Origin of the sequence: Streptomyces sp. NBC_01446, from assembly GCF_026340095.1 — a bacterium.
GTDB lineage: Bacteria > Actinomycetota > Actinomycetes > Streptomycetales > Streptomycetaceae > Streptomyces > Streptomyces aureus.
In genome coordinates, this window is sequence record NZ_JAPEPO010000001.1 from 4800187 (window position 1) to 4823825 (window position 23639).

General features: G+C 70.8%; 22 protein-coding genes. 16 read left to right on the plus strand and 6 right to left on the minus strand.

Going from position 1 to position 23639, the window contains the following annotated elements; all coding sequences use genetic code 11:
* Window positions 1-34: 34 nt before the first annotated feature.
* Entirely contained in the window at window positions 35-1351 is a 1317-nt protein-coding gene (locus OG456_RS21600; RefSeq protein ID WP_266569373.1) for a hypothetical protein, read from the plus strand.
* A gap of 104 nt (window positions 1352-1455) precedes the next feature.
* On the opposite strand, the gene OG456_RS21605 is transcribed toward OG456_RS21600, so the two are convergent.
* Window positions 1456-2943: a peptide MFS transporter gene (locus tag OG456_RS21605; protein WP_266563437.1), complete on the minus strand. Its 1488-nt coding sequence runs from the start codon at window positions 2941-2943 to the stop codon at window positions 1456-1458.
* A gap of 493 nt (window positions 2944-3436) precedes the next feature.
* Here OG456_RS21605 and OG456_RS21610 point away from each other — a divergent pair, with 493 nt between their 5' ends.
* Both OG456_RS21610 and OG456_RS21615 read left to right on the plus strand, forming a co-directional pair.
* Window positions 3437-4114 (plus strand): response regulator transcription factor, encoded by a 678-nt coding sequence (locus tag OG456_RS21610; RefSeq protein WP_100597941.1) that lies wholly within the window; start codon window positions 3437-3439, stop codon window positions 4112-4114.
* 15 nt (window positions 4115-4129) lie between these two features.
* Window positions 4130-5404 (plus strand): ATP-binding protein, encoded by a 1275-nt coding sequence (locus OG456_RS21615; RefSeq protein WP_266563440.1) that lies wholly within the window; start codon window positions 4130-4132, stop codon window positions 5402-5404.
* Window positions 5405-5434: 30 nt separating this feature from the next.
* Here OG456_RS21615 and OG456_RS21620 read toward each other — a convergent pair whose 3' ends face one another.
* Window positions 5435-5968: a GtrA family protein gene (locus tag OG456_RS21620; protein ID WP_266563442.1), complete on the minus strand. Its 534-nt coding sequence runs from the start codon at window positions 5966-5968 to the stop codon at window positions 5435-5437.
* Between the two features lie 123 nt (window positions 5969-6091).
* On the opposite strand from OG456_RS21620, the gene OG456_RS21625 reads away from it, so the two are divergent.
* The 4 genes from OG456_RS21625 (at window position 6092) to OG456_RS21640 (ending at window position 10352) form a co-directional block, all read left to right on the plus strand.
* Window positions 6092-7255: a 5-(carboxyamino)imidazole ribonucleotide synthase gene (locus OG456_RS21625; protein WP_266563444.1), complete on the plus strand. Its 1164-nt coding sequence runs from the start codon at window positions 6092-6094 to the stop codon at window positions 7253-7255.
* Window positions 7252-7779 carry a 5-(carboxyamino)imidazole ribonucleotide mutase gene (purE, locus tag OG456_RS21630; RefSeq protein WP_266563446.1) on the plus strand — a complete coding sequence of 176 codons (528 nt, stop codon included), beginning with the start codon at window positions 7252-7254 and terminating at the stop codon, window positions 7777-7779. Before OG456_RS21625 ends, purE begins: the two co-directional genes overlap by 4 nt.
* Window positions 7780-7784: 5 nt before the next feature.
* The gene (locus OG456_RS21635; RefSeq protein WP_266563448.1) at window positions 7785-8972 is read left to right on the plus strand and encodes a dipeptidase; all 1188 of its coding nucleotides are present in this window, start codon (window positions 7785-7787) and stop codon (window positions 8970-8972) included.
* A gap of 273 nt (window positions 8973-9245) precedes the next feature.
* Window positions 9246-10352 (plus strand): dipeptidase, encoded by a 1107-nt coding sequence (locus OG456_RS21640; protein ID WP_266563450.1) that lies wholly within the window; start codon window positions 9246-9248, stop codon window positions 10350-10352.
* A 21-nt stretch (window positions 10353-10373) separates the two neighbouring features.
* Here the strand turns inward: OG456_RS21640 and OG456_RS21645 are convergent, their stop codons facing one another.
* Entirely contained in the window at window positions 10374-10736 is a 363-nt protein-coding gene (locus tag OG456_RS21645) for a VOC family protein (RefSeq protein WP_266563452.1), read from the minus strand.
* A 91-nt stretch (window positions 10737-10827) separates the two neighbouring features.
* Between OG456_RS21645 and OG456_RS21650 the strand changes: the two genes are divergently transcribed.
* The gene (locus OG456_RS21650) at window positions 10828-11328 is read left to right on the plus strand and encodes a CGNR zinc finger domain-containing protein (protein WP_266563454.1); all 501 of its coding nucleotides are present in this window, start codon (window positions 10828-10830) and stop codon (window positions 11326-11328) included.
* A gap of 4 nt (window positions 11329-11332) precedes the next feature.
* Here the strand turns inward: OG456_RS21650 and OG456_RS21655 are convergent, their stop codons facing one another.
* Window positions 11333-12676, minus strand: coding sequence for a UDP-glucose/GDP-mannose dehydrogenase family protein (locus OG456_RS21655; RefSeq protein WP_266563456.1), 1344 nt, complete (start codon window positions 12674-12676; stop codon window positions 11333-11335).
* A gap of 172 nt (window positions 12677-12848) precedes the next feature.
* On the opposite strand from OG456_RS21655, the gene OG456_RS21660 reads away from it, so the two are divergent.
* The 6 genes from OG456_RS21660 to OG456_RS21685 all read left to right on the plus strand — a co-directional run bounded on the left by OG456_RS21660 (window position 12849) and on the right by OG456_RS21685 (window position 18915).
* Window positions 12849-14021, plus strand: coding sequence for an acyl-CoA dehydrogenase (locus OG456_RS21660; protein ID WP_266563458.1), 1173 nt, complete (start codon window positions 12849-12851; stop codon window positions 14019-14021).
* A 235-nt stretch (window positions 14022-14256) separates the two neighbouring features.
* The gene (locus OG456_RS21665; protein WP_266563460.1) at window positions 14257-15642 is read left to right on the plus strand and encodes a hypothetical protein; all 1386 of its coding nucleotides are present in this window, start codon (window positions 14257-14259) and stop codon (window positions 15640-15642) included.
* A complete protein-coding gene (locus tag OG456_RS21670) occupies window positions 15639-16130 on the plus strand; it encodes a hypothetical protein (RefSeq protein ID WP_266563461.1) in 492 nt (163 codons plus the stop codon). Before OG456_RS21665 ends, OG456_RS21670 begins: the two co-directional genes overlap by 4 nt.
* Window positions 16131-16157: 27 nt before the next feature.
* Complete coding sequence (locus tag OG456_RS21675; protein ID WP_266563463.1) at window positions 16158-16823, plus strand: VWA domain-containing protein; 666 nt, start codon at window positions 16158-16160, stop codon at window positions 16821-16823.
* A 17-nt stretch (window positions 16824-16840) separates the two neighbouring features.
* On the plus strand, window positions 16841-17947 hold the full coding sequence (locus OG456_RS21680; protein ID WP_266563465.1) for a protein phosphatase 2C domain-containing protein: 1107 nt from the start codon (window positions 16841-16843) through the stop codon (window positions 17945-17947).
* Window positions 17944-18915: a hypothetical protein gene (locus OG456_RS21685; protein ID WP_266563467.1), complete on the plus strand. Its 972-nt coding sequence runs from the start codon at window positions 17944-17946 to the stop codon at window positions 18913-18915. Before OG456_RS21680 ends, OG456_RS21685 begins: the two co-directional genes overlap by 4 nt.
* 38 nt (window positions 18916-18953) lie before the next feature.
* Here the strand turns inward: OG456_RS21685 and OG456_RS21690 are convergent, their stop codons facing one another.
* Window positions 18954-20252: an LCP family protein gene (locus tag OG456_RS21690; protein ID WP_266563469.1), complete on the minus strand. Its 1299-nt coding sequence runs from the start codon at window positions 20250-20252 to the stop codon at window positions 18954-18956.
* 118 nt (window positions 20253-20370) lie between these two features.
* Here OG456_RS21690 and OG456_RS21695 point away from each other — a divergent pair, with 118 nt between their 5' ends.
* Window positions 20371-20919 carry an acyl-CoA thioesterase gene (locus tag OG456_RS21695; protein ID WP_266563471.1) on the plus strand — a complete coding sequence of 183 codons (549 nt, stop codon included), beginning with the start codon at window positions 20371-20373 and terminating at the stop codon, window positions 20917-20919.
* Window positions 20920-20958: 39 nt separating this feature from the next.
* Here OG456_RS21695 and OG456_RS21700 read toward each other — a convergent pair whose 3' ends face one another.
* Window positions 20959-22320, minus strand: a complete 1362-nt coding sequence (locus tag OG456_RS21700) for an LCP family protein (RefSeq protein ID WP_323136344.1) — start codon at window positions 22318-22320, stop codon at window positions 20959-20961.
* Between the two features lie 238 nt (window positions 22321-22558).
* Between OG456_RS21700 and OG456_RS21705 the strand changes: the two genes are divergently transcribed.
* Complete coding sequence (locus OG456_RS21705; RefSeq protein WP_266563475.1) at window positions 22559-23587, plus strand: glycosyltransferase family 2 protein; 1029 nt, start codon at window positions 22559-22561, stop codon at window positions 23585-23587.
* Window positions 23588-23639: the final 52 nt, after the last annotated feature.

Genomic DNA, 23639 nt, shown 5'->3' on the forward strand with positions numbered 1-23639 from the left:
CCAACGGAGAGTGAGCGCGGCCGGCGTCGCCCTGATGCTGGGCGGTGCGGGCCTCCTGCTCGCCGCCGCACCGGCACAGGCCGCCGAAGTCGCGTACAAGACCGAGTGCATCCCGCCCTCGATCTCCGGCCTGCCCCCAGTGGAGGGCACGACCAAGGTGGAGATCACGGCGCCCGCCGAGGCGAAGGTGGGGGACGAGGTCGAGGTCGTCTGGAAGACGACACAGGCCGCCTCGAACAACCCTGACGTCCTCGACCTGGACAAGGACACCGTCAAGCCGACGGGCACGGTGAAGGTGGGCGGCGCGCAGACCGCGGACCTCGCGGTGGAGGGCGCCCGCTCCAACCCGCCCATCAAGAAGAACAGCCCCATGGTGCTCTCCGACATGAAGGGCAAGATCAAGCTGACGGCGCCCGGCGAGGTGACGCTGACGCCTGACAAGTACAACATCAACGTCAGCAAGCCGATATCGACGGACACCAAGTGCTCGCCCAAGGAGACCGTGAAGCCCGGCGCGACCATCAAGGTCACCGGCGGGAGCGGTACAGGCGGCGCGACGACGGGCGGCCTGCCCACGGCGCTTCCGACGGGCGTGCCCACCGGCCTGCCCACCGGGCTCCCCACGGGCCTGCCGGGCGGCGGCACGGGCGGCGGCGGCACCGGCGGCTCCGGTTCCGGCGGCAGTGACAGCGGCGGCTCCAGCACCGGCGGCAGCGGCGGGGGAGGCAAGAGCGACTTCACCGGCAAGGAAGTCCAGATCCCCTACAAGTGCAAGACGCCCATCGGCGACAAGAACGCCACCTCGCCCGTGCAGATCAACGCCAAGAAGGACGGCGGGAATTACGGCCTCACGGTGAAGTTCAAGAAGTCCGTCATGGACAGCCCGGCCGACATCCCGAAGGACTCGGTCAAGCCGTCGATGGAGGTGAAGCTGGGCGGCTCCGACAAGGGCACGGTCCACGTGGAGGGCCCGACGAACGCGGAGCCGATCAAGTCGGGCCAGCCCATCAACATCCCCGACCTGACGGGCACGTACAAGCCGGGAGCGGACGGCAAGTCGACCCTTTCGCCCGGAGTCCTCACGGTGAAGGCCCTCGGTACGACGACGACCTGCACCCCGTCGAAGACGGAGGTCTCCCTGGAGATCGACACGGCGGCCCAGCCGGGCGGCGCGGCCGGCGGCTCGGGCTCCGGCTCGGCGGGCGGCTCGGACACGTCCGGCGGCCTCGCGGAAACGGGCTCCTCGAACGACGGCATCCTGCGGGCCCTCGGCCTGGTGGCAGGCACCGTGATCCTCCTGGGCGGAGCGGTCTTCACCTTCCTGCCGAAGCGGCGGGCGCGGCTGCGCTGACCGGGCACGCCCCGTAACGCCGAAGGGCCGCCGCACCGAATCCGGTGCGGCGGCCCTTCAGATGTCTGCAGGCCGATCAGCTGCCTGCCGGCAGAGCGGAGCGACTAGCGGACGTCGCCCATGAGCTCCTTGACCTTCTTGCGGTACATGAAGACCGCGCCACCCGCGATCACCGCGAGTGCGGCCTCCAGGGCCACGACGCCCGAGCCGTTGAGGTCGGCGCCGTAGGTGGAGAGCAGACCTGTCACCGCGTCGCCCGCCGTCACCGCGAGGAACCAGACACCCATCATCTGGGAGCCGTACTTCGCCGGGGCCATCTTGGTGGTCACCGAGAGGCCGACCGGGGAGAGCGTCAGCTCGCCGACCGTCTGGACGAAGTAGATCAGGACGAGCCACCAGGGGCTGACCTTGCCGTCGCCCGCGGCCGTCAGCGGCAGCAGGAAGACGAAGAAGGAGATACCGACGAGGGCCAGACCCATCGAGAACTTGGTGACCGTGCTCGGCTCCTTGCCCTTGCGGGCCAGCGCCAGCCAGATCATGGCGGCGACCGGGGCCAGCGCCATGATGATCACCGGGTTCACGGACTGGAACCAGGAGACCGGGAAGTCCCAGCCGAAGACGCTCGTGTTGGCGTGGCTGTCGGCGAAGATCGACAGGGTCGAGCCACCCTGGTCGTAGATCATCCAGAAGACGGCGGCGGCGACGAAGAACCAGATGTAGCCGGAGACCTTCGACTGCTCGGCGCTCGTCAGTTCCTTGTCGCGCTTGATGCGGCCGAGGACCACGATCGGGACGATCAGGCCGATCAGCATGAGCGGGACCATCACCCAGTTCAGGGTGTAGGTGCCGGTGCCCACGACGATGCCGTAGAAGACGACCGCGATGAGCAGCCAGATCATCGACTTCTTCAGCGTGGCGGCGCGCTCGGCGGCGTCCAGCGGCTTCGGGACGACCGACGACTTCTCCGACAGGTGGCGGGTGCCCAGCAGGAACTGGCCGAGGCCGATCGCCATGCCGACCGCGGCGAGCGCGAAGCCGATGTGCCAGTTCACGTTCTGGCCGACGGTGCCGATGACCAGCGGCGCGGCGAACGCACCGAGGTTGATGCCCATGTAGAAGACGGTGAAGCCGCCGTCACGGCGCGGGTCGTCCGGGCCGTTGTACAGGTGGCCGACCATCGTCGAGATGTTGGACTTCAGCAGACCCGAACCGACGGCCACGAAGAGCAGACCGACGTAGAAGACGCCGTTCGACGGGACGGCCAGCAGCAGGTGACCAACCATGATCACCGCACCGGCGATCGCGGTCGTCTTGCGCGGACCCCACACGCGGTCGCCGAACCAGCCGCCGGGCATGGCGAGCAGGTACACCGTCGAGACGTAGACGGAGTAGATGGCGATCGCGGTGCCCGCGTCGAGGCCGAGCCCCTCGGGGGCCACCAGGTACAGCGGAAGCAGGGCGCGCATGCCGTAGTAGGAGAAACGCTCCCACATCTCGGTCATGAACAGAGTGGCCAGACCGCGAGGGTGGCCGAAGAAGGTCTTGCCGCCGGAGGGTGCCCCGGTGGATTCCTTCGTCAGGCTGGTCGCCATGGAAGTTCCTTGCTGGTACGGGTCGCGGGTCGTGGGTGACCGCGCGGCCAGTGAGGGGGGTGGCCGGCACCGCAACATGCCGTCCTCTTCCCCACGCCCACAGGGGATCGCCTCCGCGTGCGAAGACGCTTACGGAGGCCAGGTACGGCTGTTCCGGGATCCACACCCCGTGCGCGACTTCGCGTCCGGGGTCCGGCCCACAGGTCATTCCTTCAACGCTGGCGGTAACCAGCTCACACATGAAAGAGACCTTCGCAGCGCGGTGCGCTCAAAGGCCTTTCCTTAGTGCATCAGGCGTTGATTCACCATACGACACCACAGTGCGGCATATGGAAGGACTTGAGACATGGATCACAGGTCTTGATGGAACCGTTCACGCGAATTCGAAGGCGCCCGCCAGGATCTCATCCCACAGCCGCAGGCCCGCCCGGCCGGGTCACGGCCCTGGTGGATCACCCCCCGGCCGCGGTCCGGCGCGGACTACCATCACTGCATGACCCGTGTACTGCTCGCCGAGGACGACGCGTCCATCTCGGAGCCACTGGCCCGTGCCCTGCGCAGGGAGGGCTACGAGGTCGAAGTGCGTGAGGACGGCCCGACCGCGCTCGACGCCGGACTTCAGGGCAGCATCGACCTCGTCGTACTCGACCTGGGGCTGCCCGGCATGGACGGCCTCGAGGTGGCCCGGCGGATGCGCGCCGAGGGGCACACGGTGCCCGTCCTCATCCTGACCGCCCGCGCCGACGAGGTGGACACCGTCGTCGGCCTGGACGCCGGCGCCGACGACTACGTCACCAAGCCGTTCCGCCTCGCCGAACTGCTCGCCCGCGTACGGGCGCTGCTGCGGCGCGGCGCCGCCGAGCCCCAGCAGCCGCCCGCCACGCACGGCGTCCGCATCGACGTCGAGTCGCACCGCGCGTGGATGGGCGACGAGGAACTCCAGCTCACCGCCAAGGAGTTCGACCTGCTGCGGGTCCTGGTGCGCGACGCCGGCCGCGTCGTCACCCGCGACCAGCTGATGCGCGAGGTCTGGGACACCACCTGGTGGTCCTCGACGAAGACCCTCGACATGCACATCTCCTGGCTGCGCAAGAAGCTCGGCGACGACGCCGCCAATCCCCGCTACATCGCCACGGTGCGCGGCGTCGGCTTCCGTTTCGAGAAGAGCTGACGTACGGGTACAGCTATGCGCCGCCGTCTGATCAACTCCACGCTCGCCGTCGTGCTCGTCGTGATCGCTGTCTTCGGGGTCTCGCTCGTCATCGTCGAGACCCGCACGATCACCAACAGCGCCCAGGAGCGGGTGGACTCCGAGGCGGTCCGGCTCGTCAGCATCGTCGACAGCCGGCTCCTCGGTGACGAACAGGTCACCGGCGCGATCCTGAGGAACCAGGTCGGCCCCGACCGGTACGCCAGGATCGAGCTGCCGGAGCGCACCCCCATCGAGATCGGTGAGCGCCCCGCAGGGGAAGTCATCCAGTCCACGGCCAAGGGCGAGAAGGGCGAGACGGTCACCGTCGAGGAGCCGCGCTCCTCCGTCACCCGCGAGGTCGGCCGCACCCTGCTGATCATCGCCGGGGTGGCGCTGCTCGCCGTCATCGCCGCGGTCCTGCTCGCCGTACGCCAGGCCAACCGGCTCACGTCCCCGCTCACCGACCTCGCCTCCACCGCGGAGCGCCTCGGCTCGGGCGACCCCCGACCCCGCCACCGCCGCTACGGGGTGACCGAGTTGGACCGGGTCGCCGACGTCCTCGACTCCAGCGCCGAGCGGATCGCCCGCATGCTGACCGCCGAGCGGCGCCTGGCCGCCGACGCCTCGCACCAGCTCCGTACGCCCCTCACGGCGCTCTCCATGCGCCTGGAGGAGATCACCGTCACCGACGACCTGGACACGGTGAAGGAGGAGGCGACGATCGCGCTCGCGCAGGTCGAGCGCCTCACGGACGTCGTGGAGCGGCTGCTGACCAACTCGCGCGACCCGCGTACCGGGTCCGCGGTCTCCTTCGACCTGGACGAGGTCATCAAGCAGCAGCTGGAGGAGTGGCGTCCGGCCTACCGCAGCGCCGGCCGCGCCATCGTCTCCTCGGGCAAGCGGCATCTGAAGGCCGTGGGCACACCGGGCGCCGTCGCCCAGGTCCTCGCGGCGCTGATCGAGAACTCGCTCATGCACGGCGGCGGCACCGTCGCGCTGCGCACCCGCGTCACCGGCAACCAGGCCGTCGTCGAGGTCACGGACGAGGGGCCGGGGGTGCCGGCGGATCTGGGCGCGCGGATCTTCGAGCGGACCATCAGCGGCCGCAACTCGACGGGTATCGGCCTCGCGGTCGCCCGCGACCTGGCCGAGGCGGACGGCGGCCGTCTGGAGATGCTCCAGACGAACCCGCCGGTGTTCGGGCTGTTCCTGTCGCGTACGCCCCTGAAGAAGCCGGCGCCCGGTGACGGGCCCGAGACGGTCCGCTAGCCGGCTGGCTGGTGAGCGGACCCGGCCCGGTCAGCGGTGGGTGCGCTGCACGTCGGAGCGGCGGTCCTCGCGCCCGTCCCGGCCGTCCCGGGTCTCCAGGAACGATTCGGCCCGGGTGGCGGTCTCGTGGCCGGGCAGGGTCTTGAAGACCCACGTGCGGTACGACCAGAAGCGGAACAGCGTCGCGATGCCGATGCCGACGACCTTGAAGATGTTGCGCTGGAGCGAGCTGTCCCAGCCGAAGCCGTAGATCGCCACGTACAGCACGCCGTTCTCGATCACCAGGCCGACCGCGCTGAACGCCAGGAAGAGCGAGAGCTCCCGCGTCCGCCCGCTCTTGTCGCGGTCACGGTAGGTGAAGTAGCGGAACCCCACGTAGTTGACGGCGATGGCGATGACCGTGGCGATGATGTTGGCCCGCACGGCCTGAAGGTTCGTGGTGTGCCACAGGAAGTTGGAGACGCCGAAGTTCACCAGGGTCCCGAGCGCGCCCACGGCACCGAACTTGGCGACCTCGCGGCCGAGCCGGTCGAGCCGCGCACGCCATGTGGCAGGTCCGTTCATCGTGCTTGCCCCAGCCCCCGTAGATTCCGATATATCGACCCCGTCATGCTAACCAGGCGGCTGGTCGGGCGCCTGGGGACGCCGGTAATCCTGGCACCGCGGGGCGGCCGATACCCTGGGGGTGTGACGTTCCCGGTAGTCGGCATGGTCGGCGGGGGGCAGCTCGCTCGTATGACACACGAGGCGGGCATCCCGCTCGGCATCAAGTTCAAGCTCCTCAGTGACACTCCTCAGGATTCCGCGGCGCAGGTGGTCAGCGATGTCGTCATAGGCGACTATCGCGACCTGGACACGCTGCGTGACTTCGCACGGGGCTGTGACGTGATCACCTTCGATCACGAGCACGTGCCCACGGAGCACCTGCGGGCCCTGGAGGCGGACGGCATCCCCGTGCGCCCAGGACCCGATGCTCTGGTGCACGCCCAGGACAAGGGTGTGATGCGCGCGAAGCTCACGCAGATCGGTGCCCCCTGTCCGCGCCACCGCATGGTGAAGGACCCCGCCGACGTGGCGGCCTTCGCGGCGGAGGGCGCCGCTGACGGCGATTCCACCAGTGACGGGTTCCCCGTGATCCTCAAGACGGTGCGCGGCGGCTACGACGGGAAGGGGGTGTGGTTCGTACGGTCCCTGGAGGACGCTGCCGAGCCCTTCAAGGCCGGCGTCCCCGTCCTCGCGGAGGAGAAGGTCGACTTCGTACGGGAGCTCGCGGCCAATGTCGTCCGCTCCCCGCACGGCCAGGCCGTGGCCTACCCCGTCGTCGAGTCCCAGCAGGTCGACGGCGTGTGCGACACGGTGATCGCGCCCGCCCCCGGCCTCGACGAGGATCTCGCCCTGCGCGCCGAACAGCTGGCCCTCGGCATCGCGAAGGAGCTCGGTGTCGTCGGGCACCTCGCGGTGGAGCTCTTCGAGACCCGAGACGGCCGCATCCTCGTCAACGAACTGGCGATGCGCCCGCACAACTCCGGCCACTGGACCCAGGACGGGGCCGTGACCTCGCAGTTCGCGAACCACGTCCGCGCCGTCCTCGACCTCCCCCTGGGCGACCCGCGCCCGCGCGCCCCCTGGACGGTCATGTGCAACGTCCTCGGCGGCGACTACCCGGACATGTACTCCGCGTACTTGCACTGCATGGCCCGCGACCCGAAGCTCAAGATCCACATGTACGGCAAGGACGTGAAGCCCGGACGCAAGGTCGGCCACGTCAACACCTACGGCGACGACCTGGACGACGTGCTGGAGCGCGCCCGTCACGCAGCCGGCTACCTCAGAGGAACGATCACCGAATGAGCACGTCCCCTGTCGTTGGCATTGTCATGGGTTCCGACTCCGACTGGCCCGTCATGGAGGCCGCCGCCCAGGCTCTCGACGAGTTCGAGATCCCCTACGAGGTGGATGTCGTCTCCGCGCACCGCATGCCGCGCGAAATGATCGCGTACGGCGAGCACGCCGACGGCCGCGGCCTCAAGGCGATCATCGCGGGCGCCGGGGGAGCCGCCCACCTGCCGGGCATGCTCGCCTCCGTGACCCCGCTGCCCGTCATCGGCGTCCCGGTCCCGCTGAAGTACCTCGACGGCATGGACAGCCTGCTGTCCATCGTGCAGATGCCCGCGGGCGTCCCCGTCGCCACCGTCTCCGTCGGCGGCGCGCGCAACGCGGGCCTGCTCGCGGCCCGCATCCTCGCCACCCACGACGAGGAACTCCTCGGCCGCATGCGGGAGTTCCAGCAGGAGCTGAACGACCAGGCCACGGAGAAGGGCAAGCGACTGCGCGCCAAGGTCGAGGGCGCGTCCGGCTTCGGCTTCGGGAAGTGACCGCGATGACCACCTCCCTGGAGCGGGCCCGCGCGATACTCGCCGACTTCCCCGTCGTCGACGGCCACAACGACCTGCCGTGGGCACTGCGCGAGCAGGTCGCGTACGACATCGACGCGCGGGACATCGCCGTCGACCAGAGCGCGCATCTGCACACCGACCTGGCCCGGCTGCGGGCCGGCGGGGTCGGCGCGCAGTTCTGGTCCGTGTACGTGCGCTCGGACATGGCCGGCGACGTGGCCGTCAGCGCCACCCTGGAGCAGATCGACTGCGTCCAGCAGCTGATCGAGCGCTATCCGGCCGACCTGCGCCGCGCGCTGACGGCCGCCGACATGGAGGCCGCCCGCACCGAGGGCCGTATCGCGTCCCTCATGGGCGCCGAGGGCGGCCACTCCATCGACAACTCGCTGGCCACGCTGCGCGCGCTGCACACCCTGGGCGTGCGCTACATGACGCTCACGCACAACGACAACATCGCGTGGGCGGACTCGGCGACGGACGAGCCGGGCGTCGGCGGACTCTCGCCCTTCGGCCACGAGGTCGTACGGGAGATGAACCGGGCCGGCATGCTCGTCGACCTCTCGCACGTGGCGGCGACCACGATGCGGGCCGCGCTCGACACGTCGGTCGCGCCGGTGATCTTCTCCCACTCGTCCTCGCGCGCCGTGTGCGACCACCCGCGCAACATCCCGGACGACGTCCTGGAGCGGCTGCCCGCGAACGGCGGCGTCGCGATGGCCACGTTCGTGCCGAAGTTCGTCCTCCAGGCCGCCGTCGACTGGACGGCCGCCGCGGACGACAACCTGCGCGCGCACGGCTTCCACCACCTGGACACGTCGGCGGAGGCCATGAAGCTCCACGGCGCCTTCGAGGAGGCGCACCCGCGCCCGGTCGCCACCGTCTCCACGGTCGCCGACCACCTCGACCACATGCGCGAGGTCGCCGGCGTCGACCACATCGGCATCGGCGGCGACTACGACGGCACGGCGTTCCTGCCGGACGGCCTCGGTGACGTCTCGGGCTACCCGAACCTGATCGCGGAGCTCGTCGACCGCGGCTGGTCGGACACCGACCTCGCCAAGCTGACCTGGCAGAACGCGGTACGGGTCCTCGGCGCGGCGGAGGACGTGGCCCGCGACGAGCAGGCGCGGCGCGGCCCGTCGAACGCGACGCTCGACCAGCTCGACGGCTGAGCGACCGGGCTCGACGGCTGGGCGACTGGACTCGACGGTTGGGCGGCCGGGCTCGACGGCTGGGCGACTGGACTCGACGGTTGGGCGGCCGGGCTCGACCGCTGAGCGACCGGGCCCGACGGCTCGGCGACCTGCAGAAACCTCCGGGGTGATGCCGCTCCGGAGGTTTGGGCGGCCCGGTGTCGCCCGAACGCGCCGCCCACCAGGTGGGTGCGGGCCATGCGTGTGACGGTGAACGTCACTGCCGACACCGTCGACGCCCGGAGCTTTGCCATGGCAGACCTGCAGGACGAACTGACCGCCACCGCCGAGATGGGCGAGCTCGCCGAGCTCTCCTCACCGACCGAGGAGACTCCCGAGCCCTCCGCGGACGACGCGCTCACCCGCGCCCGCGCCTTCCTCACGACCCACCCCGTCGCCGACGGCTACTGCGGTCTGCCCGCAACGCTGCGCACACTGCCCTGGTACGACCTCGAACTGGGCGACAGCTCGGTCGACACCGACCTCCCACGGCTGCGTGACGGAGGCGTCGGCGCCCTTCTGTGGACGCTGCGCCTGCTGCCCGGCACGGCGCACGCCGAACACCCCGTCACCGCTGTCCTCGAACAGCTCGACTTCGCCCAGCACGTCGTGGCCCAGTACCCCGAGGGGCTGCGCCCGGCCCTCTCCGCCTCCGAGGCGTGCGACGCCCGCGCATACGGCCGTATCGCCGTCCTCATGGGCCCCGCACCCGCGGCCGCCATCGGCGAGTCCCTCGCCACGCTGCGCGCCCTGCACACGCTCGGCCTGCGCGTACTCACCCTCAGCGGCACCTGTTGGGCCACCGAGGCGGGGCTGACCCGGTTCGGCGAGGAGGTCGTGCGCGAGATAAACCGGCTCGGCGTCCTCGCCGACCTCACCGGCGCCTCCGTGCCCACGGCCCGCCGGGTCCTCGCCGTCACCAAGGCCCCGGTGATCCTCGCCCACTCAGGGGCCCACGCCCTCAACAGCCACCCCGACAACGTCCCCGACGACCTGCTCGCCGCCCTCGGCGCCGCCGGGGGCGTGTGCCTCGTGCCGTGCTCCGCGGAGCGCACCGGCCCCGAACTCGGCGACGTGGCCGACCATCTCGGCCATGTGAGACGGGTGGCGGGCCCGGGGTCCGTCGGCCTCTGCGGCGCGTACGACACAGGAGCCGTGCACCCGGACGGCCTCGCCGACGTCTCGCGCTATCCGTACCTCATCGCGGAACTGGTCGAGCGTGGCTGGCCGGAGTCCGATCTGGCACAGCTCACGTGGGGCAACGTCCAGCGCGTGCTGCGCGAGACGGAGTTCGCGGCGCGGGCGGCCGCGCCGCGCCGCGAGCCGTCGACGGCGAGGATCGAACGCCTCGACACCTGACGGGCGGGCAGGGAAGCGGACTCAGCAGGCGCACAGGCAGAACGGGTGCCCTGCCGGGTCCGCGTAGACCCGCCAGGTGCGCGAGCGGTCCTCCGCGTCGAGGATCCTCGCGCCCAGGGCCAGGACGCCCTTCTCCGCCGTGTCGAGGTCCTCGACCGTGAGGTCCAGGTGGAACTGCTGCGGCCGGTCGGGCGCGGGCCAGGCCGGCTGCTCGAAGTCGGGTGCCGCCTGGAACGCGAGCGGCCGGCCGCCCGGCACCTCCAGGTCGACCCATGTGCCGTCGTCGCTCGTCACTTCGCCGCCGAGCACCTCCGCGTAGAAATCGGCGAGCGCGCGCGGTTCGGGACAGTCCAGGACGACGACACCCAGCGTGGCGAGAGCCATGACATCTCCTCGGTGTGGGGGTTACCTGCAGGGACCTTCATGAGGTAACCGCGTTACTGCATGCTCCTGCAATAGAGGTAACGTCGCAACCATGAATGACCGCGTGCCCGCACCCGGGGGACTGGCCCTGATCCAGGACCTGGTGAACACCCTCGACATCGAGACGGGCGCCGACGCACTCGACACGGAAAAGGGGCGCGAGGCCCTCGGCCTCACTCAGGAGGAGGCGGAACCGGCGCGCGAACTGCGCGAATCACTGCGCGTCGCCTGCCTCGCGCACGGCGGACACGCCCCCCACCGCTCGGGGACACCCCTGCACCGGCTGCTCGCCGAGGCCCCGCTCCTGGTCACCGTCGACGCGACGGACGGCTCGGCCTCTCTCGCGCCGGCGGACCCGCACGCTCTCGTCTCGCGCGTCGCGGCGGCGATCGCCCAGGCGCACGCGGACGGCACCTGGCCCCGCCTGAAGGCCTGCGAGGCCCCCGACTGCCACTGGGTGTACTACGACCGCAGCCCGGCGGGCCGCGGTCGCTGGTGCTCGATGGCGGTGTGCGGAGCGCGCGCGAAGATGCGCCGCTACCGCGCGAAATAGCGGCTCAGGCAGCCGGGCGGCCCATCGCCCGGTACGTCCAGCCCGCCTTGCGCCACAGCACCGGGTCCAGCGCGTTGCGCCCGTCGAGGATCAGCCGCGTGCCGGCCAGCTCACCGAGCGCCGCCGGGTCCAGCTCGCGGAACTCGCGCCACTCCGTCAGGTGCAGCACCACGTCCGCGCCCCGCACGGCCGCCTCGGCGGACTCCGCGTAGCCGAGCGTGGGGAACAGGCGCCGCGCGTTGTCCATGCCCTTCGGGTCGTAGACCGTGACCTGGCCGCCCTGGAGGTGGATCTGCCCGGCGACGTTCAGCGCGGGGGAGTCCCGTACGTCGTCGGAGTCCGGCTTGAACGTGGCACCGAGCACCGCGACCCGCTTGCCCAGGAACGAGCCGCCGCCGAGCGCCTCGCGGGTCATCTCGACCATCTGGCCGCGGCGCCGCATGTTGATGGAGTCGATCTCGCGCAGGAACGTCAGCGCCTGGTCGGCGCCCAGCTCACCGGCGCGCGCCATGAACGCGCGAATGTCCTTGGGCAGACAGCCGCCGCCGAAGCCGATCCCGGCCCGCAGGAACTTGGACCCGATCCGCTCGTCGTAGCCGATCGCCTCGGCGAGCTTCGCGACGTCGCCGCCCGCGGCCTCGCACACCTCGGCCATCGCGTTGATGAAGGAGATCTTCGTCGCGAGGAACGAGTTGGCGGCCGTCTTGACCAGCTCGGCCGTCGGGAAGTCCGTCACCACGAACGGCGAGCCCTGCCCGACCGGCGTCGCGTAGATCTCGCGCAGGGTCTTCTCGGCGCGGTCGCTGCGCACGCCGACCACGATCCGGTCCGGGTGCAGCGTGTCCTGCACGGCGAAGCCCTCGCGCAGGAACTCCGGGTTCCAGGCCAGCTCGACCTCACCGCCCGCGGGCGCCAGCTCCAGGATGCGGGCCGCGAGCCGCTCCGCGCTGCCGACGGGCACGGTCGACTTGCCGACGACGAGCGCCGGCTTGCCCAGGTGCTTGGCCAGCGACTCCACCGCGGCGTCGACGTAACTCATGTCGCAGGCGTACTCGCCGTGCTTCTGCGGGGTGTTCACGCACACGAAGTGGACGTCACCGAACTCGGCGACCTCGGACCAGTCCATGGTGAAGCGCAGCCGCCCGGTCGACCCCTCGATGCCGGCGACGTGCTTGCGCAGCAGGTCCTCGAGACCGGGCTCGTACATGGGGACCTCGCCCCGCGTGAGCATCTCGATCTTCTCGGGTACGACATCGAGCCCGAGCACCTCGAAGCCGAGTTCGGCCATGGCGGCGGCGTGCGTGGCGCCGAGGTAGCCGGTGCCGATCACGGTGATCTTCAAGGCCATGGGAGCTCCAGAGGTGTACGGCTGCAGTGCGGCCCCGAGCATAGTCGGGCGTGGCACGGCCCCTCACAGGGCACGTTTCCCCTGTCGCGTAGCTCACGTATCCCTCAGGTGGGCAGAGGCATAAAATTTGGGTTACTTAACGGTAATTAGCGTCCTTGGAGCGTGAGTCACCTTGGCAGGTTCGCCCGAATTCGACCTGTACCGTCCGGCCGAAGAGCACGACATGCTCCGCGAGTCCGTGCGGGCTCTGTGCGAGGCGAAGATCGCGCCGTTCGCCGCGGCGGTGGACGAGGAGGCGCGTTTCCCGCAGGAGGCCCTCGACGCACTGGTCGCCAATGACCTCCAGGCGGTGCACGTACCGGAGTCCTACGGCGGCGCCGGGGCGGACGCCCTCGCGACCGTCATCGTGATCGAGGAGGTGGCCCGCGTCTGTGCCAGCTCCTCCCTCATCCCGGCCGTGAACAAGCTGGGCTCGCTGCCCGTCATCCTCTCCGGCTCCGAGGAGCTGAAGAAGAAGTACATGACGCCGCTCGCCAAGGGCGAGGGCATGTTCTCGTACTGCCTCTCCGAGCCGGACGCGGGTTCGGACGCGGCGGGCATGAAGACGCGCGCGGTCCGCGACGGCGACTTCTGGGTTCTCAACGGCGTGAAGCGCTGGATCACCAACGCCGGCGTCTCCGAGTACTACACGGTCATGGCCGTCACCGACCCGACCAAGCGCTCGAAGGGCATCTCCGCCTTCGTCGTCGAGAAGTCCGACGAGGGCGTCTCCTTCGGCGCCCCGGAGAGGAAGCTCGGCATCAAGGGCTCCCCGACGCGCGAGGTCTACCTCGACAACGTCCGCATCCCCGCGGACCGCATGATCGGGGAAGAGGGCACCGGCTTCGCCACGGCGATGAAGACCCTGGACCACACCCGCGTCACCATCGCGGCCCAGGCCCTCGGCATCGCCCAGGGCGCCCTCGACTACGCCAAGGGCTACGTCAAGGAGCGCAAGCAGTTCGGCAAGCCCATCGCCGACTTCCAGGGCATCCAGTTCATGCTTGCCGACATGGCCATGAAGATCGAGGCCGCCCGCGCCCTGACGTACCAGGCCGCGGCCAAGTCGGAGCGAGTCGCCGCCGGAGGTGCAGGAGGAGACCTCACCTTCCAGGGCGCCGCGGCGAAGTGCTTCGCCTCGGACGTCGCGATGGAGGTCACCACGGACGCCGTCCAGCTCCTCGGCGGCTACGGCTACACCCGCGACTACCCGGTCGAGCGCATGATGCGCGACGCGAAGATCACGCAGATCTATGAGGGCACGAACCAGGTCCAGCGCATCGTCATGGCGCGCAACCTGCCGTAGTCCAGACCTTCGAAACAGCCCCCGGCGCCGTGCCGGGGGCTGTTCTGCGTCCGGCCGATCTCGCCAACTCCCAATGCGCCAAGGACCGTACGCGGTCTGTGACGTGTGTCGTACGCTGTGCGCCTGTGGCCGCGGCCTGAGGGGCGCGGGCCGCGTGGGGCCGGGGGGCCGCCGTACCTGCGGGCCGGCTCGTGACGCGCACTCCCGGTGCTTACGAGGGAGTGGGGGGATGGTCATGGGGGGCCTGACGGACCGGCACGTGGTCGGCCAGCGGATCGGTGACCTGGCCGACGAGGGCGGGCTCGCACCGAGAGCCGAGGAACTCCAGGCGCTGGCCCAGGCGTTGCGCGCCGCGGACACCGACGGCCTCGGCACCTGGGCCGACCTCGACCTGCTCGCCGCGTACGGGCGGCCCGAGAGCGTGGCGGTCGACCCGGCCGTCGAACACAAGGCGTGGGGCTGGCTGGAAGCCGGGCTCGGCGCGCTGGTCTTCCTGCCGCTGCTGTTCACCTGGCACGGTCTGACCCAGGCGTCCAGCGCGTACGGGGCCCTGACGGGCGACAACCCGAAGGCCGCGGCGCGGCCCTTCCTCCAGCTGTGGCAGTCCGGGTTCGAGGGACACCTCGCCGGGCTCTACACCTTCGGCACGGTCGCGATGAGCGCGACGGTCGCGATCGCCGTGCTGTTCGCGCTGGCGCTCGTACACAGCTTCCGCAAGGCGGCGGTCGACCGTCGAGAGGAAGCCGCGCGCCGTGCCGCCGAGCAGCTGATGGCGCGTCTGGTGCCGGCCCTCAGCCGTGCCCAGCTCGTCCTCAACGAACACCGGATGTCGTCCCCGGTCAGGTTCGCCGCCGAGCTGACGGGCGCCGCCAAGACGCTGACCCGGCTCGGCAACCGGGCCGCGAAGACCAACGCCGAACTCGCCGCCGCCGCCGAGACGGTCGGCGCGGCGCTCAAGGAGGCGGAGCGCCAGCTGGGCGCGGTCGGCACCTCCGTACGGCCGCTGGAGGAGGCTGCCGGACGGATCGAGACGGCCGTCAGCGGCAGTGGCGCGATGGTGCGCGAGGCGCTGGAGGAGGTCCGGGCCGTGAACGGCGAGGTCCGCGACAGCCTCGGCAGGGCCGGGGAGCGCGTCGAGGACTCCGTGACCGTACTCGCCGCCTCGCAGCGGTCGTTCACGACCGGCGTCGAGGTCGCCGCCGATGTGTCGGCGCAGGTTCTGGGGCGCCTCGACGCAGCCGCGGAGGAGTCCGCGCGGCTGTTCGCCGCCGCGGAGGAGGCGGTACGGGAGTCCCGGAAGGTGGCGGAGGAGACGCAGGACGCCGTGCGGGACTCGCAGAGCGCCGCGCAGGAGACCCGGACCGTGGTGCGGGCGATGGCCCAGCAGGCCGGCGCCCTGCGCGAGACCGCCGAGAAGTTCGCGCAGCTGGTGGCGGTGGTGCAGAACTCCGGGGGAGTCGCTGTGCCCGTCCCCCGGCCGCCGGAGGGCGCGCCGCCGGCGCCGCCCGTACCGTCGTGGCCCGCGCGGGGTGTGGATCTCGGCAAGCCGGGCGACGCGGGTGAGGCCAGGGGGCACTCCGTCGAGGACGCGGTGCCGGGCCGGCCGGGCTCCGCGGGATGAGGGCGCGCAGGTTCAACCCGCTGCACCTGGCGGGCTGGCTCTTCGCCGACATGCTGCTGGTCCTCGCGCTCGTCGCGATGGGCGACCAGGGCGACCCCCAGGCCGCGGAGGCCGGAGCGAAGCCCTCGGCGTCCGCGAGCGGGAGGCCCACACCGTCGAAGAGCCCCGAGCACAAGGGCCAGCGCGCGGTGACCCGTACGCCCGTCAAGGTGTCCATCGACGCCGCTCAGGGGGACCGGGACCGTATCGAGAAGCGGCTGCGCGCGGTGACGGAGAAGTACCGGGGACGGCAGGCGGCGTTCGTCCTCACCTTCGGCCGCAACAGCGACCCGGGCGCCGGCGGCGCGTACGCCCACCAGGTCAACTCGCTGCTGACGAAGGCCCGTCCTGACATGTTCAGGAACGCGACCACCCGCGACTTCTGGAAGGGCGCGGCCACCGGGGGCCATGCCGACATCGAGATCTACTTCTACACCTACGCGAACTGACGACAGGCTTTCCGGAGGCACGAGGCCATGCAGATTCTGCCGTTCTACCTGCTGTGCGACGAGTCGGGTTCGATGACGGGGGACCCGATCGAGGCGATCAACAGCGCATTGCCCGAGCTTCACCACGAGATCAGTACCAATCCGACGGTCGCCGACAAGACCCGGTTCTGCCTGATCGGTTTCTCCGACGACGCGAAGGTGCTGCAGCCCCTGGTCGACCTGAGCGACATCGAGGAGGTCCCGGCGCTCGCCGCGGGCGGACTGACGTCGTACGGCGCGGCCTTCCGCGAGCTCCTGCGCTGTGTCGAGGCGGACGTCGCGTCGCTGAAGGCGCAGGGGCACGAGGTGTACCGGCCGGTCGCGTTCTTCCTGTCCGACGGCATTCCGACCGACGACGGCTGGGAGCAGGACCACAAGGACCTGCTCGGCTCGAAGTACGCCCCGAAGATCATCGCTTTCGGGATCGGTGACGCGGAGGCCGCGACGATCGGGCAGGTGGCGAACTTCCGCGCGTTCATGCAGCAGGACTCGACCGTGTCACCGGCGAAGGCCCTGCGGGAGTTCGCGTCCAGCCTGACCCGTTCCATCGTCCGGTCGGCGAGCAGCATCCCGGCCGACGGCGGGAGCGGATTCACCCTGGCCGTGGACGAGACCGTCCCGGGCTTCTCCACCGTCTCCCTCGACAAGCTGTGAGCGAAGGGCGTACGCGGATGAACGAGAGCGAGGAAGCGGCCCGGCTGCACTGGACGCCGACCGACCCGCACGGCTTCGTGGCGTCGGACGGCTCCCCGACGGTGCGGGACGGCTCCCCGACGGTGCGGGACGGCGCCCCGACGGCGCGGGACGACTATGAGCTGCCGGTGCAGGGCGCCGGCGGCCCGGCCCTCACCTCTTCTCCCGTCCCCGCTCTCGGCGCGCCCGCCCACAGCGGTCCGAAGGCGCCGAGCTATCCGCCCGTCCCGCAGGGACTGCCCGCCGTGGCAGGGGACTTGGCGGCGGCCGTGCTTCCGGACATCGTCCTCGACGGCGCCGCGTACCCGGGACTGAGCGTCCGCGCCGCCTCCGTACGCGGGGACTCCCACCGCTATGCCGGGGAGCCGCGGCAGGACGCGCTGTGCGTGACCCGCGTCGGCGGCGACGAGCAGGGCGGTGAGCTGCTGATGCTCGCGGTCGCCGACGGAGTGGGCTCGGCCCCGCGCTCACACGTCGGGTCCAACGAGGCCTGCCGCCTGGCCGCGCGCTACCTTGACCACTCCACGTCCCTGCACGAGTCGATCCGCACCGGCGACGCCGAGCGGTTCCAGCGCACGGCCGACGACGTGGTGCGCCAGATCGGCAACCTGCTGGGCGACCTCGCGTTGCAGCACAGCGAGCGCCCGGACGCCTTCGCCACCACGCTGCGGATCCTGTTGGTCCCGCTCGACCCGCGCATACGCACCCGCGGCTTCCTGGCGGTCGGGGACGGCGGCACGGCCCTGCTGCGCCGCGGCTACTGGCACCTGGACGTCGTGGGAGACGCCGACGGCGACAAGGACAGCGACGTCATCGACACGCGCACCGCGGCGCTGCCGCGCGCCCGCGGCGTCGTGACGCGCCTGCTCCACGCGCACGCCGGCGATGTCCTCGTCCTCAGCACGGACGGCCTGTCGTCCCCGCTGGCGGGCGACGCCGGTATGCGGGACTTCCTCGCCGACGCGTGGAACGGCGACGAGGTCCCGGCGCCGGCCGACTTCCTCTGGCAGTTCCAGTACCGGGTCAAGTCCTACGACGACGATCGCACCGCCGTCGTCCTGTGGGAGCACGGGGAGGCGCAGTGACGTTCCACAACGGTGCCGATCTCCCGTACAGCGGACTCAAGTTGCTCGGCAAGATAGGAGACGGCGGCCAGGGTGAGGTGCACGCGGTCGGCGGCCCCGGTGACCTGCTCTACAAGAACTACCGCGAGCCGCACAAGGTCGACGGATCGTCCCTGGCGGCCCTGGTGGCGTACCGTCAGGCTCTCGCCGCTGCCGACAGGGACCGCCTCGACGCGGAGACCGCATGGCCGCTGTGCCGGGTCCTCGACGCGGGGACGGTCACAGGGTTCCTGATGCGCAGGGCTCCGGCGACCACCAACTGGCGCACTCCCAAAGGCGATACGAAGCTCATCGAGCTGTCCTATCTGCTGCGGGAACCCAAGGCGGCCTGGCAGGCCGTGCCGCAGCCGGAGCCGGATGACCGGCTCGGGATCGCCGTCGCACTGGCCGGGCTGTTCGGTCGGCTGCACGCGGCGGGGCTCGTGGTCGGTGACCTGTCGCAGGCCAATGTGCTGTGGACCCTCACGCCCGAGCCCGCCGTCTTCCTGCTCGACTGCGACGGCATCCGGCTCGTCGGCCGGCCCGCCGTGCTCGACCAGGCGGACACCCCTGACTGGCACGACCCGCTCGCCCCGGCCGGGACGGCCACCGTCGACAGCGACCGGTACAAGGCGTCACTGATGATCGGGCGGGTGCTGATGCGGGACCCGTACGCGCATCCGGGCCAGCCGATGGCGCCCCTCTCCGGCGTCCTCGACGACCGGCGCGAGGCGGCGGTGCGAAGCCTCTGGGCGCGCGCGGCCGGTCCCTACGGAAGCCGGCCCGATCTCGGGCAGTGGCAGACCGCGCTCGCCGGGCGCGAGACGATCAAGCTGATCGCGGCCGCTCCGGCGCCCCGTCCCGCGGTCGACCGTTCGATGTTCGACACCGCCCGGCAGCGCGGCACGATACAGCTGAACGGCCGGGGAGGACCGGGGCAGCCGGGCTGAGCCGGAGATCCGACCGGCCGACTGCCCCGTCTCTTGCGTCAGTTGCCCGAGACCGTCACGGTCTCGTCGTTCTTGAGCTCGCCCACCAGCTGCTTGACCTTGGTCTTGTCCCAGACGAGGTTGCCGTTGACGGAGCCGGAGACCGGCATGTTCATCGACTTGCCGTCGCCGCCCGTGACGCCCTTCATGGCGAAGAACATCGAGCCCAGGTCCCACAGGCTCATGTCCTTGTCGACGACGAGCGAGTCGAGGCCCGCGCCCATCGTCGGGTAGAGCTTGAACGGGTTCATGACCGTCGACGGGGTGGCCACCTGGTGGGCCAGCGCCGACAGGAACGCCTGCTGGTTCTTGGTGCGCTGGAGGTCGCTCGCCGCGAACGCGTGGCGCGTACGGACGAAGGCCAGGGCCTGCTGGCCGTTCAGCGTCTGCTTGCCCTTCTGGAAGTCGGCTCCGGACCACTTGTCCTTGAAGCCCTCCTTCAGGTTCATCTCGACGCCGCCGACCGCGTCCACGATCTTCGCGAAGCCGCCGAAGCCGATCTCCGCGTAGTGGTCGATGTGCAGCCCGGTGTTGAACTCGACGGTCCGCACGAGCAGTTCGGGGCCGTCCTCCGCGTAGGCGGCGTTGAGCTTCACCTGGCGGCCCTGGTTCGGGTAGAGCTTGCCGGAGTCGGAGCCCTTGTAGGACGGGATGGTGACGTTCGAGTCACGCGGCAGGGAGATCATCGTGCTGCCGTTGTCGCCGGTGTGCAGGATCATCATCGTGTCCGTGCGCTTGCCCTCGGCGGACCCGGTGTGCAGCTTCTTCTTCTCCGCGTCGGACATTCCGGCCCGGCTGTCGGTGCCGACGATGAGGTAGTTCGTGCCCTGGCCCGTCTCGGGCCTTTCTATGACCTTGGAGAGGTCGACGTCACGGTGGAGCTTGGAGTCGGCCCAGAAGTACGTGCCGATGCTCACACCGACGAACACGACGACGAGGGTGAGGACGGCCCACTTGATGCGCCGGCGCCAGTTCGGCCGCGGCCGCGGGGGCGCGTACCCGTCGGCCGGGTCGTTGTCGTTCGGTACGTAGCCGCCGCCACCGCGCCCGCCGCCACCGCCGTAGACCTGGCCGGTGTTGTAGCCGCTGTCGTACTGGTCCCCGTAGCCCTCGCCGTACGAGGGCTGCGCCGGGACCGTGGGCCGGGGCGGCGCGGAGCGGCGGGGGCCGCCGCCCTGTCCGCGCTGCACATGCGGCATCGCGCGGGCGCCCTCGGGGCGCGCGCTGGCACTGCCGCGACCGTAACCGCGGTCGCCGCCGCCCTGACTGTCGCCCCAACCCTCTGGCCAATCGTTCATGGCCCCAGTGTGCAGTCCTGGGCTGTGTGCCCCACAAGGGTGGGTGGCGAATCGGGCCCGGGCTGTTGCAGAGCTGACACAAAGCAGCCCGTGTCCTGCCCGGCATAAGGTGGAGGCCATGACAGACCAGGCCCGCGGCACGGAATCCGAAATTCCGGGTAAGCCGACCTCAGCTTCCCGTACGACGTTGTCGCACATCATGACCCACAACGACACCAACCTGCTCGGAACGGTACATGGTGGCGTGATCATGAAACTGGTCGACGACTCGGCGGGCGCCGTGGCCGGACGGCACTCGGGCGGACCCGCCGTCACCGCCTCCATGGACGAGATGGTCTTCCTGGAGCCGGTGCGTGTGGGCGACCTGGTCCATGTGAAGGCGCAGGTCAACTGGACGGGCCGCACCTCCATGGAGGTCGGGGTCCGGGTCCTCGCCGAACGCTGGAACGAGTCGACGCCGGCCCAGCAGGTCGGTTCCGCCTACCTCGTGTTCGCCGCGGTCGACGCCGACGGCAAGCCCCGCTCGGTGCCGCCCGTGCTCCCGGAGAGCGAGCGCGACAAGCGGCGCTACCAGGAGGCCCAGATCCGCCGCCAGCACCGGCTCGCGCGCCGCCGCGCGATCAAGGAACTGCGGGAGCAGCGCGCGGCCGACGGCATCGAGGACTAGGCCCAGGACCAGGCCCTTTCGCGCGGAGGCGGCGGGGCGTCAGCCGCACACGACCTGGTCCCCGGTGACCGCCCCGAACTGGCCCTGGCGGTCGTCCTCGGCCCGCACCGCGCTGACCGCCTTGAAGTCGGGGCCGGCCACCACCTTCAGTACCGCGCCCTGTCCGTTCACGGCCTGGAGCTGCGCGCCGGGCAGCGCCGTCGCCAGCGCCTTCGCCGACCGGTCCCAGCGCGGGTCGTAGAGAACCACGGTGTGCTGGGCGGTGCGCTGCGCCGCGTTCATCGGCGTACCGCTCGTGCGGAACCCCGTCGCGCGCAGCCCCGCGTCCACCTTCCTGCCGAGACCCGGTGTCATCGTGCCGTTCTCGACCTGGACGCGGATCTGCTGCGGGGCGACGCCGACGACCGTCTCCTTCTTGTTCTTGTGGTGCACGGCGAGCGGCTTGTCCTCGCGCAGCGCCTCGAACAGCTTCCGGGACTTCACCGGATCCCACTTCACCGTCGAGCCGATGCCCTGGACCGGGAAGCTGACGTTGCCGACCGGCACGGTCGTGAACTCCGACGACGACGGTGAGAACCCGCGCATCGCCTGCCCGAGCTCGACCATCTGGTCCGTGCCCAACCCCCGGTCCGCGCGCACGGAGCTGAGCAGGGTGCGAGCCACATCACGGAACTTGACCGGGTTCAGGAGCACCCCGGACGACGTGGTCTTCGCGATGAGCGCGGCGAGGAAGCGCTGTTGGCGCTGCATCCGGCCCAGGTCGCCCGCCCCGTCGGTGTGCCGGGCGCGCACGTACTGGAGGGCCTGGCCGCCGTCGAGCGTGTGCGTGCCGACGGCCATGTCGAGCCCGGTGTACGCGTCCTTGAGCGGCTTGGCCGTGCAGATCTCGACGCCGCCGAGCACGTCCACCGTCTTCATGAAGCTGGTGAAGTCGACCTCGAGATAGTGGTCGATCTTCACCCCGGTCATGTGCTCGACGGTGCGCACGGTCAGATGGGGCCCGCCCTCCGCATACGCCGCGTTGAGCTTCACCGGGTGCTGCTGGTGCTGCTTGCCCGTCGTCTGGTCGGTGTGCGCGGGGATCTCGGCGTACGAGTCCCGGGGCAGGCTGACGATGCTCGCGCGGTCCCGGTCGGCGGAGAGGTGCACGATCATGATCGTGTCCGTGCAGTGACAGGGCGCGCCGCCCAGCCGGTACTTCTTCTTCTCCGCCGGGGTGATCTTGTCGCGGCCGTCCGTGCCCACGAGCAGCACGTTCATCCCGTGACCGCCGGAGGGCCGGTTCTTCATGTCCTTGAAGGGGTCGATGCGGTTGATCTCGGTGTCGAGCCCGGTGACGACCGCGTGCCCGATCCCGGCGGCCGCGAGGACCGTGACCGATACCGTCGTCGCCACCCGCATGGCCCACCGGGGCTTCTTCCTCCGTACGGGGGCGGGCACGGGGGGACGGCCGCGCTCCTGCCGTGGGGGACGCGGTGGGCGTGCGGGGGAGCGGGTCGGCGGACTGGGCACGTGGGGGACACCTCCGAGAAGGTGGGCGTGGGATCGCGAGCACCGTAGGCCGACACGATCTCCTGCCCGCGGTAGTGACCACGGTGGCGCGCGCCCGTGTCCCCCATTAGCGGTAACGTGACGCCTGATGAACGCGAATTCCGACAAGCAGCTTCCGCCCGTATCGGTGATCATGCCCGTCCTCAACGAGGAGCGGCACCTGCGCGGAGCCGTCGAGGCGATCCTGGCGCAGGAGTACGGCGGCGAGATGGAGGTCGTGGTCGCGCTCGGCCCGTCCTCGGACCGCACGGACGAGATCGCCGCGGAGCTCGTGCGCGAGGACCCCCGGGTCCACACCGTGCCGAACCCCACCGGCCGTACGCCCGCGGCGCTGAACGCCGCGATCGAGGCGTCCCGCCACCCCATCGTGGTGCGCGTCGACGGACACGGCATGCTCTCGCCGAACTACATCGCGACGGCCGTCCGCCTCCTGGAGGAGACCGGCGCCCAGAACGTCGGCGGCATCATGCACGCCGAGGGCGAGAACGACTGGGAGGACGCGGTCGCGGCCGCCATGACGTCGAAGATCGGCGTCGGCAACGCGGCCTTCCACACGGGCGGCGAGGCACAGCAGGCCGAGACCGTGTTCCTTGGTGTCTTCCGGCGCGAGGCCCTTGAGCAGCAGGGCGGCTACAACGTCGAGTTCATCCGCGCCCAGGACTGGGAGCTGAACTTCCGCATCCGCGAGGCCGGCGGCCTGATCTGGTTCTCGCCCGAGCTGAAGGTCTCGTATCGGCCGCGGCCCAGCGTGAAGGCGCTCGCCAAGCAGTACAAGGACTACGGTCGCTGGCGCCACGTCGTCGCCCGCTACCACTCGGGCTCGATCAACCTGCGCTACCTCGCGCCGCCGGTCGCCGTGTGCGCGATCGCCGCGGGTGTCGTGGTGGGCGCGCTCGTGACGCCGTGGGGCTTCGTGATCCCCGGCGGCTACCTGGCGGCCATCGCGGCCGGTTCGGTGCCGGCCGGCAAGGGGCTGCCGCTGAAGGCGCGCCTGCAGATCCCGGTCGCGCTCGCCACGATGCACATGTCGTGGGGCTGGGGCTTCCTGACCAGCCCGCGCTCCCTCGCGAAGAGGGTCATCGCGTCGCGGCGCCCGGCCGTACTGAGCGAGGCGTGAGCTTCATCCCCGGTCTCTGAGAGGCCGGGGAGAGGCCGGTCTCTCCGGGGCC